This is a genomic window from Pseudomonas paracarnis (genome assembly GCF_904063055.1).
Taxonomy (GTDB): domain Bacteria; phylum Pseudomonadota; class Gammaproteobacteria; order Pseudomonadales; family Pseudomonadaceae; genus Aquipseudomonas; species Aquipseudomonas paracarnis.
Map to the genome: position 1 here is coordinate 741,199 of NZ_CAJFCN010000001.1, position 12,779 is coordinate 753,977.

Genomic DNA, 12,779 nt, shown 5'->3' on the forward strand with positions numbered 1-12,779 from the left:
AACGGCAGTGGGGCTTTTTTGTGGGCGACGGGTTCAGCTCATCATGCCTTTCACCAGGCGCTCCTGTTCGATCAGCTCACGCTGACGGGCGTCGATGCGCGAGGACAGCGGGAAGTTATTGCCAGCACGCCGCTTGGCAAAGTCCAACTGCTGGATGGCTTGTTGGAAATCCCCCACCAATGCGAAATATTCAGCGCGAGCCTGATGCAGGCCAATAATGTTGCCGGACAAACCGCGTGTTTCAGCAACCTGATACCACACGTCCGGATCGTCCGGCCGCGACTTGAGCAGCCCATCCAGCGCCTTTTCTGCATCGGCGGTACGGTTCTGTTTAAGCAGCAGGTCTACTCGCACCTGGTTCAGCGGATAGTTGCTGGGGTACTGGGTGAGCATGCGGTCGGTACGTTGCTGCGCATCCGGCATGCGGTTGCTGGTGATGTCCAGTTCGATTTGGGCCAGGTTGTAGGTGATGTCGTTAGGCGCCTTGGCCAGCAACGGCGCCAGGCTTTCCCGCGCTTCCTTGAGTTGAGTACCCTTGATCTGGGCGATGGCCAGGCCATAACGCGCTACATCATTTTTAGGGTTTTCATCCAGCTGTGCCTGGAAGCGCTTGGCGGCCAGACCTGGAGTGTCTTCGTATTTGAGCTGCACCCGTGCGCGAATCAATTGATAGCGCAGGCTGTCTTCCTTGCCGCCAGGTTTGGCTTGTTCGGCGCGGTTGCGGGTGTCGGCGATACGCGATTCGGTTACCGGGTGAGTCAGCAGGAATTCCGGCGGCTTGGCGTCGAAGCGGTATTGGCGCATCAGCCGTTCGAACATGGTGGGCATGGAGCGCGGGTCGTAGCCGGCTTTCTCCAGGTTGAGAATACCGATGCGGTCGGCCTCTTGCTCGTTCTGGCGGGAGAAGCGGCGCTGTTCCTGGATCGCGGCGGCTTGTGAGCCGGCAATCGCGGCGATACCGGCATCACCGGCACCCGCAGCAGCGGCGATAATGCCCCCAAGCAGGGCGGCCATCATCGGCAGTTGCATGCGTGATTGCGCTTCCACGCCTCGGGCGAAGTGGCGCTGGGACAAGTGTGCCAGTTCGTGGGCCAGTACCGACGCGTATTCACCTTCGGTCTGTGCATTGAGAAACAGGCCGCCGTTGACCCCGACGATCCCACCGGGAGCCGCAAAGGCGTTGAGCTGTGGGCTGTTGATCAGGATGAATTCCAGGCGCCGGTCATTGACCTGGCTGGTCTCCACCAGCTTGTACACGCTGGTTTCAACGTAATCCTTGAGTTGCGGGTCGTTGAGTTGCGAAACCTGGCCGCGCAGGTAGGCCAGCCAGGCGCGGCCCAGTTGGTATTCCTGTTGCGGCGAGACAATGGCAGAACTGGCATCACCAAGTGACGGCAGGTCGTCAGCGAAGGCCGGGGAGGCCAGCAGGCAGGCCAGCGTCAGCAGGGTAGGGCGCAAAAAAGTCATGCACAAAGCCTTTCGACAAAGAGCTTACTGTAGCCGGACACTGAGCTTGGGACCAGATATTCTAAGCAGCCCGAATGTTTGCCTGGAGTAACACCATGACCGACGCTGTAGCCTGTGACGCCGAACTCGACGCCAGCGGTCTGAACTGCCCTTTACCATTGCTAAAGGCCAAGCTGGAGCTCAATAAAATGGCCAGTGGTGCCGTGCTCAAGGTGACTGCTACCGACGCCGGCTCCCAGCGTGATTTTCGCACCTTTGCCAAGCTGGCCGGCCACACCCTGGAGCATGAAGACGCCGCCGAGGGTGTGTACCGTTATTGGTTGCGCAAGGCCTGAAGGCCTTATCGAGGCAAGATCAAGCCTTGTTCAGCGCCTGCGCTGCCGCCAGAACCGCATCAACATGGCCCGGCACTTTCACGCCGCGCCATTCCTGACGCAGGACGCCTTGGCTGTCGATCAGGAAGGTGCTGCGATCCACGCCCAGGTATTCCTTGCCATACAGCTTCTTCAACTTGATTACATCAAACAGCTGGCAGACCGCTTCGTCCTTATCGCTGATCAGCTCGAACGGAAATTCCTGTTTGCCCTTGAAGTTCTCGTGGGACTTCACGCTGTCACGCGACACGCCGAACACTTCGGTGTTGGCGGCCTTGAACGCGGCGTACTGGTCACGAAAACCCTGGCCTTCGGTGGTGCAGCCAGGGGTGCTGTCCTTCGGGTAAAAGTAGATCACCACTTGCTTGCCCTTGAAGGCTGCAAGGCTGAAGGTCTGGCCGCTGGTGGCCTGGGCCTCGAAATCGGCCACGGGTGTGTCGATGGCTACCGGCATAGAGAAGTACTTCCTTACATTGGGTTCTGTGGGCGCCATGGCTCAATCAAGGCGTCGAGGTTCAGGGCATCGGCGAAATCCAGGAACTGGTCGCGCAACCAACTGATCTGTACACCGGCCGGCAAGGTCACGGTAAAGGTGGCATTGAGCATGGTGCCGCCGGTTTGTGGCGCCTGGTAGGTGTCACAGGTCAGGTTTTCCAGCTCGACGTTGTGGTCGATAAAGAACTGGCACAACTCGTTGACGATGTCCGAACGGTAGGCCGAGCTGACATAGGCTACGTAAGGCAGGGCCTGGGGACGGTTTTCCAGGGCAGCGCTGCGTACCACGTTGACGGTGAAATCATGCTTCTTGGCCAGGCCTGGCAGGCCGGTTTCCAGGCGCGCCAAGGCATCCCAGGAGCCAGAAATCTGCAGGACCAGCGCACTGCACTCGCCATGGCGGGTCAGGCGGGAGGTCACGACGGCGCAGCGGTTCTCATGGCTGGCGCGGCACAGGACGTTGGTCAGCTCCATGGGGTTGGCGCCGAGGGCACTGATAACAAGGAATTGTTCGCGAACTGTGGGGGTGGACATGCAGCCTTCCTAAAGCGATGAGCGGTCGATGCCGTGTGGGCGGTATCGATCAAAGGATCAAGGGTAGCGAAAAGCGTCGCCAAGGGCTAGGAGGTGGCGTTTTCATTGCGTGATCAGCCCGCTTCGGGCGGTGCTTTGGCCTAATGATGGCATTGCCCGTCGTTTAGTTGCGCCAGAACGCATCCTCACGCGGTACTTCGCTTGTACAAGCATCTTGGCGCCAGTACCATTACGGCTCTCTTTTTCCGGCAGGAGCGGTTGCATGATTGCGGGCAGTATGGTGGCACTGGTCACACCCATGGATGCACAAGGTCGTCTCGACTGGGACAGCCTGGGCAAACTGGTGGACTTCCACCTGCAAGAGGGCACCAACGCCATTGTGGCGGTCGGCACCACAGGTGAATCGGCCACCCTTGATGTGGAAGAACACATCCAGGTGATCGAATTCGTGGTCAAGCGCGTAGCGGGCCGCATTGCCGTGATCGCCGGTACGGGCGCCAACTCGACGCGTGAAGCGATCGAGCTGACCAAGAACGCCAAGAAGGCCGGCGCCGACGCTTGCCTGCTGGTGACTCCGTACTACAACAAGCCGACCCAGGAAGGCTTGTACCAGCACTTCAAAGCCATCGCCGAAGCCGTGCAGATCCCGCAGATCCTCTACAACGTACCGGGTCGCACCGCGTGCGACATGAAGGCCGAGACCGTGATCCGCCTGTCCACCGTGCCGAACATCATCGGCATCAAGGAAGCCACCGGCGACCTGCAGCGCGCCAAGGACATCCTGGCCGGCGTGAGCAGCGACTTCCTGGTGTATTCCGGTGACGACGCCACCGCTGTCGAGCTGATCCTGCTGGGTGGCAAGGGCAACATCTCCGTGACCGCCAACGTGGCCCCGCGCGCCATGAGCGATATGTGTGCCGCCGCCATCGCGGGCGATGCAGCCACCGCGCATGCGATCCACGAGAAGCTGATGCCGCTCAACAAGACACTGTTTATCGAATCCAATCCTATTCCCGTGAAGTGGGCGCTGTTTGAGATGGGCCTGATGCCGGACGGTATCCGTCTGCCGCTCACCCGCCTCAGCGAAGCCTGTCACGAACCGCTGCGACAGGCCCTGCGCCAGTCCGGCGTCCTGGTTTAATTGAGGAAGCACTACGCATGAAGCGATTGGCCGGACTTTCCGCACTTGCCTTGATTATCTCCAGCACCAGTGGCTGCGGTTGGGTATGGGGCCCGGAAGGCTACTTCCGTGACCGCGGCAGCGATTACCTGGAAGCGCAAGCAACCAAACCGATGCAACTGCCGCCTGATGTCAATGTCGCCAAGCGCCTTGACCCGCTGCTGCCGATTCCACGCAACGTTGCCGACGACACGGTCAAGGGTGAGTACGTAGTGCCACGCCCACAGCCGATTATGTCCGTGGCCGATGCCAGCGACTACAGCCTGCAAAAAAGCGGCGACAATCGTTGGATCGTGGCTCAGCGTCCGCCTGCCGAGGTCTGGCCGGTGGCGGTGCAGTTCTTCCAGGACAACGGTTTTAGCATCGACCAGCAACGCCCGCAGACCGGTGAGTTCACCACCGCGTGGCAGCAAGGTCGCGAGCTGTCCGCCAACATGGCCCAGCGCCTGCTGGCGGGCGGTGTTGCCGCCGACAGCGAAGCTCGTGTGCGTGTGCGCATCGAGCCAGGCGTGCAGCGCAACACCAGCGAAGTCTATGTGGTCAGCGCCGAGCGTCCTGCAGGCAGCACAGCCAACGTCGATTTCACTCCACGTTCGGTCAACACGGGTGTTGACGCCGCGCTGGTCGACGAAATGCTCGCCAGCATGAGCCGTATTTCCGAGAAGGGCGGTTCCGTATCCTTGCTCGCCGCCCGTGATTACGACACCCCTAGCCGCGTCAGCCTCACCGAAGACGGCAGTGGCAACGTCGTGCTGAACCTGGGTGAAGACCTAGACCGTGCCTGGGCCAGTGTAGGCCGCGCGTTGGAGCAGGGCCCTTGGCGCGTTGAAGACATCAACCGCAGCCTGGGCCTGTACTACATCAACGTGGCTGAAAAGGCTGAGAAGAAGGACGACGAGCCAGGTTTCTTCGGCAAATTGTTCGGCAGCGCGCCGACCAAGGAAGAGATCGAAACCCGTGCCGAGCGTTATCAGGTTCGTTTGAGCAAGGTGGGCGAAAGCGTGCAAGTCACCGTCGAGAAGAACATCAACACCGTCGCGCCAGCTGAAACAGCGCGCAAAGTGTTGGGCGTGATTCAAGACAACCTGGGCTGATCCGATGCGTTTTGCCGTTCTCGGCAGCGGTAGCCAAGGGAACGGTACGCTGGTCGCCCACGATGACACGTATGTGCTGGTCGATTGTGGTTTCTCGTTAAGAGAAACCGAGCGACGCCTGCTGCGCCTCGGTGTTCACCCGGCGCAGTTGAGCGCGATTCTAGTGACCCACGAACATGCCGACCACGTGCATGGCGTGGGTTTACTGTCTCGGCGCTACAATCTGCCGGTGTACATGAGCCGCGGCACGTTGCGCGGGATGCGCAAACCCATCGAGCCGGCAGGTTTTCTGGCTGGTGGCGAGCAACTGCAAATCGGTGCCCTGAGCATCAATGTCGTCGCGGTTGCCCACGATGCCCAGGAGCCGACGCAATACGTATTCAGTGACGGTGAGCGGCGCTTCGGTGTGCTCACCGACCTGGGTTCTTATTGCGCCAAGGTGCTGGAGGGTTACCGGGACCTCGATGCCTTGATGATCGAGTCCAACCACTGCCGAGACCTGCTGGCACGCGGTCATTACCCTTACTTTCTCAAGCAACGGGTGGGCGGCGAGCTGGGACATTTGAACAACCACCAGGCCGCATACCTGGTGTACGAGTTGGGCTGGCAAGACCTGCAACATCTGGTCCTGGCTCACCTCAGCAGCAAGAACAACCTGCCGACGCTTGCCCGGCAATGTTTTGTCGACACCCTAGGGTGCGACCCGGACTGGCTGCAACTGGCCGATCAAGATTCAGGGCTCGACTGGCGACACATCGCCTAGCCCACCTTACTCAAAGCGGAGCCCATCATGGAAAAACGTGAAGAACTCTACCGCGGTAAAGCCAAGTCGGTGTACAAGACCGACGACGCCAACCGCCTGATCCTGCTGTTTCGCAACGACACCTCGGCGTTCGACGGCAAGCGCATCGAACAACTGGATCGCAAAGGCATGGTGAACAACAAGTTCAACGCCTTCATCATGCAGAAGCTCGAAGCGGCCGGTATCCCGACCCAATTCGACAAACTGCTGGGCGACAACGAGTGCCTGGTCAAGAAGCTCGACATGATCCCGGTGGAATGCGTCGTGCGCAACTACGCCGCCGGCAGCCTGGTCAAGCGCTTGGGCGTGGAAGAGGGCCTCAAGCTCAACCCTTACACGTTCGAACTGTTCTTGAAGGACGACGCCAAGGGCGACCCGTTCATCAACGAATCCCACGTCGTGGCGTTCGGCTGGGGCACCGCTGAGCAACTGGCGCGCATGAAGGAGTTGTCCCTCAAGGTCAACGACGTGCTGACCAAGCTGTTCGACGACGCCGGCCTGTTGCTGGTGGACTTCAAGCTCGAATTCGGCGTATTCCACGACGGCTCCATCGTCCTGGGCGACGAATTCAGCCCGGACGGCTGCCGCCTGTGGGACAAGGACACCAAGAAGAAGATGGACAAAGACCGCTTCCGCCAGGGCCTCGGTGACGTGATCGAAGCTTACGAAGAAGTCGCCAATCGTCTCGGCGTACCGCTGTAATCGACGCAAGCATCTGATAGAACGGAAAAAAATCACCTTTGGGGTTTGCTTCCGCGAAACACACTGTTATGATGCGCGCCGTTGGAGAGATGCCAGAGTGGCCGAATGGGACGGATTCGAAATCCGTTGTACCTTCACCGGTACCTAGGGTTCGAATCCCTATCTCTCCGCCATTACATAGAAAAAGCCCCGCAGCTGAATAAGCTGCGGGGCTTTTTCATTTCCAGTCTTTATCAGCGACTGCTTCAGGGATATTTTCCAGTCCTGCCTAACGCTGATCAAGGCGCTCAGACGCTTTGCGATAAGCCTGATCACGCTCATGTTTATCAACGGCGACCACGAACACCGTAATTTCCTGATCGATCACTTGATACACCAGCCTGTACCCGCCACTCCGCAGTTTGATCTTGTAGCAGTCAGGCAGGCGATGTAGGCGATTAGCCTCAATACGTGGGTTGTTCAGGATTTCGACCAGCTTCTTTTTGAGTTGCTGACGGAGGGTGTCACCGAGCTTTTGCCATTCTTTCAATGCACGCGCATCAAAATCAAGGCTATAGGTCATCCAAAGAAACCCTTACGCGTTGAGGCGATGCAAGACGCTCACGTACGGTCGCCATCAAGGCTTCATCCTCTTCAGTCATCAGCACAGGCTTAAATGGCAACTGGCCGCGCTCGGCAACATATTGCAACGCCTGGCGTATCAGTTCGGAAGGGGTGACACCAAGTTTCTCCAGCTCCAGGTAGGCGCGAGCTTTCAGGTCGTCATCGATACGAATGTTGATAGATGCCAAGGGATAGCTCCTTGTGTAATGACGTTGGTCATTACATTGGAGCAATCGGGTTTCATTGGCAAGTTTGTCTGGACATACGGCAGTCGCTCTCATCTGTTGATCCTACTTTTTGGCCGTCGGCTTTGCCGGGCGCTTTTTATCGGTTTCTTTCACCGTTTCCCTTGGTCTTTTCTTCGCCTCTTGCTCGGTTACGTATTCACCTGTGACCGCATCGCGATATCTCGTTGGCATATCAGCACCCTTGACAGTATGTCGCCACGGCGGCGACTTTTTGAGACTAGCTCGCAGGCTTATGCACACAAGGTTCCCGGTGGAGATTCTGGTTACCAAGCTTTGCCGAAACAGGTGCTTACGTTGTGCAGGTTCGGCAGTTTTCGTGCAGGGTTGCGTTGGCTGGGGTTACATCATGAATAAGATCACCGCTGATTCTACCGAAGGGCATGCACGCAAAATCTTTTGCGTAGCCGATGATGTCGGCACCGAAGAAACCCTTATAAACGCCACCGAAACCCTCTCATCCGCCCTTCAATCCGCCTACCAATGCGCCGAAGATCCAGTCAGCACGCAGTCGCCCGTGATCATGGCCCTGGCTCAATTGATCGAGAACGCGCAAGCCTTGGTGGATGCTGTCCTCGAGCGTGATTTCCCCGCGGCCAAATAAATACCTGCTCCCTGAAACGAAAAAAGCCTGCTGAGCTCAATGCTCAGCAGGCTTTTTTGCGCCTACAACCCGGTCAGGCTGGCTGCGCCACCAGGCTATTACTCACCTTGCGTCCCAACACCAGCACGGTCGCAAATCCGAAACCCACCAACACCGTGGCCAGGCTCAACAGCACCGAGCTGCCCATCTGGTCGACGATCCGCCCGCCAAAGAACGAGCCCAGGGCAATGATCACCTGAAACAGCGCCACAAACAGCGGCATGCCGCGTTCTACATCCTTGGGCGCCACGACGAACATCCAGATGCTCGCGCAGGCCGGGAAAGCCCCGAAGGCGAAGCCCCACAGGGCGATCAGCATCGCCGCGCCGGTCATGCCGGTGGCGAAGTAGGGGAACAGCGCGGTGCTGGTGCCGATCATCAGTGCGACCAGCAACAGGGTGTTGCGTACGCTGCGGTTGGCGGCAAAGCCGGCGAAGATATTGCCCAGCACCCCAGCCACGCCATACAGCAACAACAGCGAGCCAATCGTCGGTCCGTCGAAGCCGGAGCTGTGTTTAAAGAACGGTGCGACATAGGTGTATGCGGCAAAGTGTGCGAGACCGATCAGCAGCACGGCGATCAACCCGACCCGTGCTTGTGGGTTGATAAACAAAGCCGGCAGGTCACGGATCTGAATGGCTTTCTCCGGGGTGAGTCGCGGCAGCAGGAAGATCTGCGCCAGCAGTACCGGAATGCCCACCAACGCCGTGACCAGGAAGGTCATGCGCCAGCCCATCAGGCCGCTGAGCCATGTACCTACCGGTACGCCCAACACGGTGGCCAGGGTTACGCCCATCATGATGATCGAGGTGGCTTTCGCAACCCCCACGCCTTTGGGCGCCAGCCGCCCGCTGAGGGCAATGGCGGTGGCCCAGAAGCCGCCGATGCTGATGCCGAGCAATACGCGGCCGAACAGCAGCAGGCTGAAATCGGTGGCAAAGGCCACCACCGAGTTGGCGATGATCATCACCAGTGTCAGGCCAATCAGCAGGTAGCGACGGTCCATGGCGCCAATGCTGACCGACAGAAACGGCGCGGCGAGGGCGGCCATGATGCCGGGTAATGTGACCATCAATCCGGCGTGACCGGCACTGATACCCAGGTCGCTGGCGACGTCGTTGAGTACGCCCACCGGCAGGAATTCACTGGTCACCAGGGCAAAGGCACCCACGGCGACCGAAAGAATCGCCAGCCACTGCTGTTTGACGCTTTGTTGATTATGTTCGGGAAGGCCGTTAGAGGCCTGGCTCGCGCTTGGCATGGTGTGGGATTCCAAGGTGAAAGTCGCCTGAGGTCAGACGCAGGAGAGGGAAGCTGGGGGCGATTATAGGAATCAGTGTTGGCAATCGAGCAGGCGCTCGTTTCGATAGTAATCATCAGTGCTATCGATGTGAGGTTTTTGAAGAGTCCTCACTCAGCATCACAAACGAAAAAGCCCGAAGTTGAGTCAGCTCCGAGCTTTTCCGGTTATGACGATGTTTAAGGTGCAGGGGGGGAGTTTTATTTTAGCTAGCCAGCGCGTTCAGTACATGTACCGGGTCGTTATGGATAGCTTTCAACAACGCCTTTGCCGGCCCAGTAGGTTCGCGACGACCCTGCTCCCAGTTGCGCAACGTACCGAGCTGAACGTCAATCAGCGCTGCGAATTTAGCCTGGGTCAGCCCTGTTGCCTTACGGATCTCTTTAACTCGCATTGAGTCGACATGAAATTCACGGGATGGCTCCCGTTCTCCGCGCAGGATCTCGTTCATCTCTTGAACGCTTTCCATCAATTCATCAAAAAGTCGGCTCATAGCTATCTCCAGTGCTCAATCGCAGCCTTCAGTGACTTGCGTTCGTCGGCGCTCAAGTCCTGCTGTTCATTTTTGGGATAGATCATCAGTAAAACAATCTGTGATGCCGAGGCGAAGTGGTAATAGATCACACGTGCCCCGCCTCGTTTACCATGGCTCTTGGCTGCTACTCGTATTTTGCGGATACCGCCCGTACCCTCAATCACATCGCCTGCAGCGGGATTCGCTACAAGCACGTTCTGAAAGGCCGTGTAGGCATCTTCGTTGATCAATTCTTTAACGCGACGTGTGAAGACCGATGTCTCAATGAAAATCATCGCTAATGTACGCCATTGGCTTAGTTCGCTGCAATCCTAGCCGTGCGCGCTTCGGTGCGCATCCGGTGAGTTGTAACTGCTTTTTGGCGCACTCGGATGCGGCCAATTATGTTCTGGCCAACCGCTCCAAAAGGCACTCAATAAACACCCCCTCCGCCCGACTCATCTTCTGCTCCCGGTTCCAAAGAACGTGAATATCCACATCCGCAATGCCCTCATCCGGCGGCAGCCGCCAGAGCAGCCCGTTCTGCACATCTTCGGCCACTACATGCACCGGCAGGCATCCCAGGCCATACCCGGCAATCACCAGGCGCCGCACTTCTTCCAGGCTGGATGACGACGCCACAATCCGCCCGCCGAACCCTTGCTGATCACGGAAAATAGTCAGCGGCGAGAGCATCCCGCCAATCTGGTCGCTGGTAAAGCTCACGAAATTTTCCGATTGCAGATCCCCTTCGACCAACCCTGTGCGTCCGAACAATGGGTGGTGTTTCCCACAAAAAAACGCATAACGCTGACGCAGAAACAGATGCTGTTCCAGGCGCGGTTGTGGCCGGCGGTTGAGGCTGAGCCCCAGGGTCGCGGTTTTTTCCAGCAGGGCGGCAACGATGTCGGAGCTGCGCATCACTTCGACCTCCAGGTCTACCCGTGGGTGCTCGCGATGAAAGCCTGCGAGAAAGTCATCGAAAGTGTCGGAATTAATCCGGCTGATCATCAGCAAGCGCACTTTGCCGATCACTTCATCACCCGGCTTTTGCAGGGCGTTGCTCATCTGCGAAACCTGGCCGTACATCTCCCCGGCAATGGCGAAGATCTGTTCACCCGCCTCGGTGAGTACGAAGCGCGGGCCACGGCGCAGGATGAGCTGGCAATCCAGCTGTTCTTCCAGGCGCTTGAGCGCCTGGCTGATCGCCGGTTGCGTCAGATGCAGGCGGGCAGCAGCGCGGCTGATGCTCAGTTCCTGGCCGATCACGCGGAAGGTGCGCAGCAGGTTCCAGTCCAGGCGGTCGTTGAGCAGGGGGTGAATATCGCGGCGGGATTCGGGCATGGCATCGCTCGATAATAAGCAGTTTTTATAATTAAGATAATAAATAGAAAATTGACTAATCATAGCCCCAGGCCGAAAAATCGGGCTTAACGAGCGCCACCAGAGCGCACTGGTTTGATCTTCTCCTGCCAAAAAAATAACCAAAGGAGCCAGCCCCATGAAGCCTTCCGCTTCGCCGCAGCCTCGCCGTGCCGCGGCCGCCGCCTTTATCGGCACCATGATCGAGTGGTACGACTTTTACATCTATGCCACCGCCGCCGCGCTGGTGTTCGGTCAGCTGTTCTTCCCTTCCGACGATAAACTGTTCAGCACCATGGCCGCCTTCGGCACCTTCGCCGTGGGCTTTTTCGCACGGCCGTTGGGCGGCATCGTGTTTGGCCATATCGGCGACCGCATCGGGCGCAAGAAGTCCCTGGTGATTACCCTCGTGATGATGGGCGTGGTGACGGTGTGCATCGGCCTGTTACCGACCTATGCGCAGATCGGCGCTGCCGCGCCAGTGCTGCTGATACTGTTGCGAGTGGTGCAGGGCATTGCGGTCGGCGGCGAGTGGGGTGGGGCGGTGTTGATGGCCGGGGAACATGCGCCAAAGGGGCGACGTAACTTCTTTGCATCTTTCGCGCAGTTGGGCAGCCCGGCCGGTTTGATTCTGTCCTTGCTGGCGTTCAGCGCCGTCACTCGTCTGCCGGAAGAAGACCTGCTCAGTTGGGGCTGGCGCCTGCCGTTCCTGGCCAGCGCCTTACTGCTAGTGGTCGGCCTGGCGATTCGCCTGGGTGTGAACGAGTCGCCGGAGTTCCTTGAAGACAAGGCCCTAGCGGAAAAGGCCCGTGCTATTAAAAAGGACCAAGCCCCCGTCCTCGAAGTGCTGAAGACCGCTTGGCGCCCGCTATTGCTGTGCATTGGCGCCAATACGTTGGGGATTGCCGGCGTGTATTTCACTAACACCTTCATGATTGCCTACAGCACTCAGCAATTGGACCTACCGCGATCGCTGATCCTGGAATGCCTGTTCTTCGTTGCCATTATCCAGTTCTGCGTTCAGCCATTGGCCGCCTGGGTGGCGGAGAAGGTCGGCGCTACGCGGTTCCTGTGCGCCATGTGTGTACTGGCAATGGCTTCGCCGTATCCGATGTTCGTCTTGGTCAGCAGCGGCCAGGCGCCCTTGATCATCCTCGGCATTGCCTTGGCGGTGGTGTGCATGGCGTCGTTCTACGCCGTCATCGCAGGTTTTGTCAGCGGCCTGTTTGAAACCCGTGTGCGCTACACCGCGATTTCCCTCGCCTACCAGGTATGCGGCGCGTTGGCCGGTGGTTTGACGCCGCTGATCGGCACCTGGCTGGCTCATCAATACCTGGGCCAATGGTGGCCGATGGCAGTGTTTTACAGCGTGATCGCGGCGGTCTCGTTGGTGTGCGTGCTGGCCTTGTCCCGCCGCCACGCCACGGCTCACCGCCTGGAAATGGCACACAGTTGAGGGAGTCA

The 12,779-nt window shown here is 58.6% G+C and carries 16 protein-coding genes and 1 tRNA gene; 8 read left to right on the forward strand and 9 right to left on the reverse strand.

The genetic code is table 11. The annotated features are described in order from the left end of the window. Nucleotides 1-33: 33 nt before the first annotated feature. A complete protein-coding gene (locus tag JMV15_RS03385) occupies nt 34-1,467 on the reverse strand; it encodes a M48 family metalloprotease (protein ID WP_003189458.1) in 1,434 nt (477 codons plus the stop codon). Between the two features lie 95 nt (nt 1,468-1,562). Between JMV15_RS03385 and JMV15_RS03390 the strand changes: the two genes are divergently transcribed. Then, the gene (locus JMV15_RS03390) at nt 1,563-1,802 is read left to right on the forward strand and encodes a sulfurtransferase TusA family protein (RefSeq protein ID WP_014717366.1); all 240 of its coding nucleotides are present in this window, start codon (nt 1,563-1,565) and stop codon (nt 1,800-1,802) included. 19 nt (nt 1,803-1,821) lie between these two features. On the opposite strand, the gene JMV15_RS03395 is transcribed toward JMV15_RS03390, so the two are convergent. Both JMV15_RS03395 and JMV15_RS03400 read right to left on the reverse strand, forming a co-directional pair. Continuing rightward, nucleotides 1,822-2,295 carry a peroxiredoxin gene (locus tag JMV15_RS03395; protein WP_014717367.1) on the reverse strand — a complete coding sequence of 158 codons (474 nt, stop codon included), beginning with the start codon at nt 2,293-2,295 and terminating at the stop codon, nt 1,822-1,824. Nucleotides 2,296-2,309: 14 nt separating this feature from the next. Then, nucleotides 2,310-2,870: a glycine cleavage system protein R gene (locus JMV15_RS03400; RefSeq protein WP_003189463.1), complete on the reverse strand. Its 561-nt coding sequence runs from the start codon at nt 2,868-2,870 to the stop codon at nt 2,310-2,312. Between the two features lie 262 nt (nt 2,871-3,132). Between JMV15_RS03400 and dapA the strand changes: the two genes are divergently transcribed. The 5 genes from dapA (at nt 3,133) to JMV15_RS03425 (ending at nt 6,821) form a co-directional block, all read left to right on the forward strand. Next, the gene (gene dapA / locus JMV15_RS03405) at nt 3,133-4,011 is read left to right on the forward strand and encodes a 4-hydroxy-tetrahydrodipicolinate synthase (protein ID WP_038449421.1); all 879 of its coding nucleotides are present in this window, start codon (nt 3,133-3,135) and stop codon (nt 4,009-4,011) included. A 17-nt stretch (nt 4,012-4,028) separates the two neighbouring features. Then, on the forward strand, nt 4,029-5,144 hold the full coding sequence (gene bamC, locus JMV15_RS03410; RefSeq protein ID WP_014717369.1) for an outer membrane protein assembly factor BamC: 1,116 nt from the start codon (nt 4,029-4,031) through the stop codon (nt 5,142-5,144). A 4-nt stretch (nt 5,145-5,148) separates the two neighbouring features. After that, complete coding sequence (locus tag JMV15_RS03415; RefSeq protein WP_014717370.1) at nt 5,149-5,907, forward strand: MBL fold metallo-hydrolase; 759 nt, start codon at nt 5,149-5,151, stop codon at nt 5,905-5,907. Nucleotides 5,908-5,934: 27 nt separating this feature from the next. Further along, a complete protein-coding gene (purC, locus tag JMV15_RS03420; protein WP_005786030.1) occupies nt 5,935-6,648 on the forward strand; it encodes a phosphoribosylaminoimidazolesuccinocarboxamide synthase in 714 nt (237 codons plus the stop codon). Nucleotides 6,649-6,731: 83 nt separating this feature from the next. After that, nucleotides 6,732-6,821: transfer RNA gene (locus JMV15_RS03425), tRNA-Ser, on the forward strand. Nucleotides 6,822-6,916: 95 nt separating this feature from the next. On the opposite strand, the gene JMV15_RS03430 is transcribed toward JMV15_RS03425, so the two are convergent. Beyond that, nucleotides 6,917-7,210: a type II toxin-antitoxin system RelE family toxin gene (locus JMV15_RS03430; protein ID WP_038449426.1), complete on the reverse strand. Its 294-nt coding sequence runs from the start codon at nt 7,208-7,210 to the stop codon at nt 6,917-6,919. Further along, nucleotides 7,200-7,439: a type II toxin-antitoxin system RelB/DinJ family antitoxin gene (locus tag JMV15_RS03435; RefSeq protein ID WP_014717442.1), complete on the reverse strand. Its 240-nt coding sequence runs from the start codon at nt 7,437-7,439 to the stop codon at nt 7,200-7,202. Before JMV15_RS03435 ends, JMV15_RS03430 begins: the two co-directional genes overlap by 11 nt. A gap of 406 nt (nt 7,440-7,845) precedes the next feature. Here JMV15_RS03435 and JMV15_RS03440 point away from each other — a divergent pair, with 406 nt between their 5' ends. Beyond that, nucleotides 7,846-8,100 carry a DUF6124 family protein gene (locus tag JMV15_RS03440; RefSeq protein ID WP_032903173.1) on the forward strand — a complete coding sequence of 85 codons (255 nt, stop codon included), beginning with the start codon at nt 7,846-7,848 and terminating at the stop codon, nt 8,098-8,100. Nucleotides 8,101-8,173: 73 nt separating this feature from the next. On the opposite strand, the gene JMV15_RS03445 is transcribed toward JMV15_RS03440, so the two are convergent. The 4 genes from JMV15_RS03445 to JMV15_RS03460 form a co-directional block, all read right to left on the reverse strand. Then, the gene (locus JMV15_RS03445) at nt 8,174-9,400 is read right to left on the reverse strand and encodes an MFS transporter (protein ID WP_014717445.1); all 1,227 of its coding nucleotides are present in this window, start codon (nt 9,398-9,400) and stop codon (nt 8,174-8,176) included. Nucleotides 9,401-9,644: 244 nt separating this feature from the next. Beyond that, nucleotides 9,645-9,932, reverse strand: a complete 288-nt coding sequence (gene nadS, locus JMV15_RS03450; RefSeq protein WP_014717446.1) for a NadS family protein — start codon at nt 9,930-9,932, stop codon at nt 9,645-9,647. Nucleotides 9,933-9,934: 2 nt separating this feature from the next. Beyond that, nucleotides 9,935-10,249, reverse strand: coding sequence for a type II toxin-antitoxin system RelE/ParE family toxin (locus tag JMV15_RS03455; RefSeq protein WP_038449428.1), 315 nt, complete (start codon nt 10,247-10,249; stop codon nt 9,935-9,937). 106 nt (nt 10,250-10,355) lie between these two features. After that, complete coding sequence (locus JMV15_RS03460) at nt 10,356-11,297, reverse strand: LysR family transcriptional regulator (RefSeq protein WP_014717448.1); 942 nt, start codon at nt 11,295-11,297, stop codon at nt 10,356-10,358. Nucleotides 11,298-11,454: 157 nt separating this feature from the next. Between JMV15_RS03460 and JMV15_RS03465 the strand changes: the two genes are divergently transcribed. Then, nucleotides 11,455-12,771 (forward strand): MFS transporter, encoded by a 1,317-nt coding sequence (locus JMV15_RS03465; RefSeq protein ID WP_014717449.1) that lies wholly within the window; start codon nt 11,455-11,457, stop codon nt 12,769-12,771. Nucleotides 12,772-12,779 lie beyond the last annotated feature (8 nt).

What these genes read in the sequence shown, in the direction of transcription:
- JMV15_RS03385 (WP_003189458.1), bottom strand. Translation starts at nt 1,467, where the DNA reads ATGACTTTTTTGCGCCCTACCCTGCTGACGCTGGCCTGCCTGCTGGCC.
- JMV15_RS03390 (WP_014717366.1), top strand. Translation starts at nt 1,563, where the DNA reads ATGACCGACGCTGTAGCCTGTGACGCCGAACTCGACGCCAGCGGTCTG.
- JMV15_RS03395 (WP_014717367.1), bottom strand. Translation starts at nt 2,295, where the DNA reads ATGCCGGTAGCCATCGACACACCCGTGGCCGATTTCGAGGCCCAGGCC.
- JMV15_RS03400 (WP_003189463.1), bottom strand. Translation starts at nt 2,870, where the DNA reads ATGTCCACCCCCACAGTTCGCGAACAATTCCTTGTTATCAGTGCCCTC.
- dapA (WP_038449421.1), top strand. Translation starts at nt 3,133, where the DNA reads ATGATTGCGGGCAGTATGGTGGCACTGGTCACACCCATGGATGCACAA.
- bamC (WP_014717369.1), top strand. Translation starts at nt 4,029, where the DNA reads ATGAAGCGATTGGCCGGACTTTCCGCACTTGCCTTGATTATCTCCAGC.
- JMV15_RS03415 (WP_014717370.1), top strand. Translation starts at nt 5,149, where the DNA reads ATGCGTTTTGCCGTTCTCGGCAGCGGTAGCCAAGGGAACGGTACGCTG.
- purC (WP_005786030.1), top strand. Translation starts at nt 5,935, where the DNA reads ATGGAAAAACGTGAAGAACTCTACCGCGGTAAAGCCAAGTCGGTGTAC.
- JMV15_RS03430 (WP_038449426.1), bottom strand. Translation starts at nt 7,210, where the DNA reads ATGACCTATAGCCTTGATTTTGATGCGCGTGCATTGAAAGAATGGCAA.
- JMV15_RS03440 (WP_032903173.1), top strand. Translation starts at nt 7,846, where the DNA reads ATGAATAAGATCACCGCTGATTCTACCGAAGGGCATGCACGCAAAATC.
- JMV15_RS03445 (WP_014717445.1), bottom strand. Translation starts at nt 9,400, where the DNA reads ATGCCAAGCGCGAGCCAGGCCTCTAACGGCCTTCCCGAACATAATCAA.
- nadS (WP_014717446.1), bottom strand. Translation starts at nt 9,932, where the DNA reads ATGAGCCGACTTTTTGATGAATTGATGGAAAGCGTTCAAGAGATGAAC.
- JMV15_RS03455 (WP_038449428.1), bottom strand. Translation starts at nt 10,249, where the DNA reads ATGATTTTCATTGAGACATCGGTCTTCACACGTCGCGTTAAAGAATTG.
- JMV15_RS03460 (WP_014717448.1), bottom strand. Translation starts at nt 11,297, where the DNA reads ATGCCCGAATCCCGCCGCGATATTCACCCCCTGCTCAACGACCGCCTG.
- JMV15_RS03465 (WP_014717449.1), top strand. Translation starts at nt 11,455, where the DNA reads ATGAAGCCTTCCGCTTCGCCGCAGCCTCGCCGTGCCGCGGCCGCCGCC.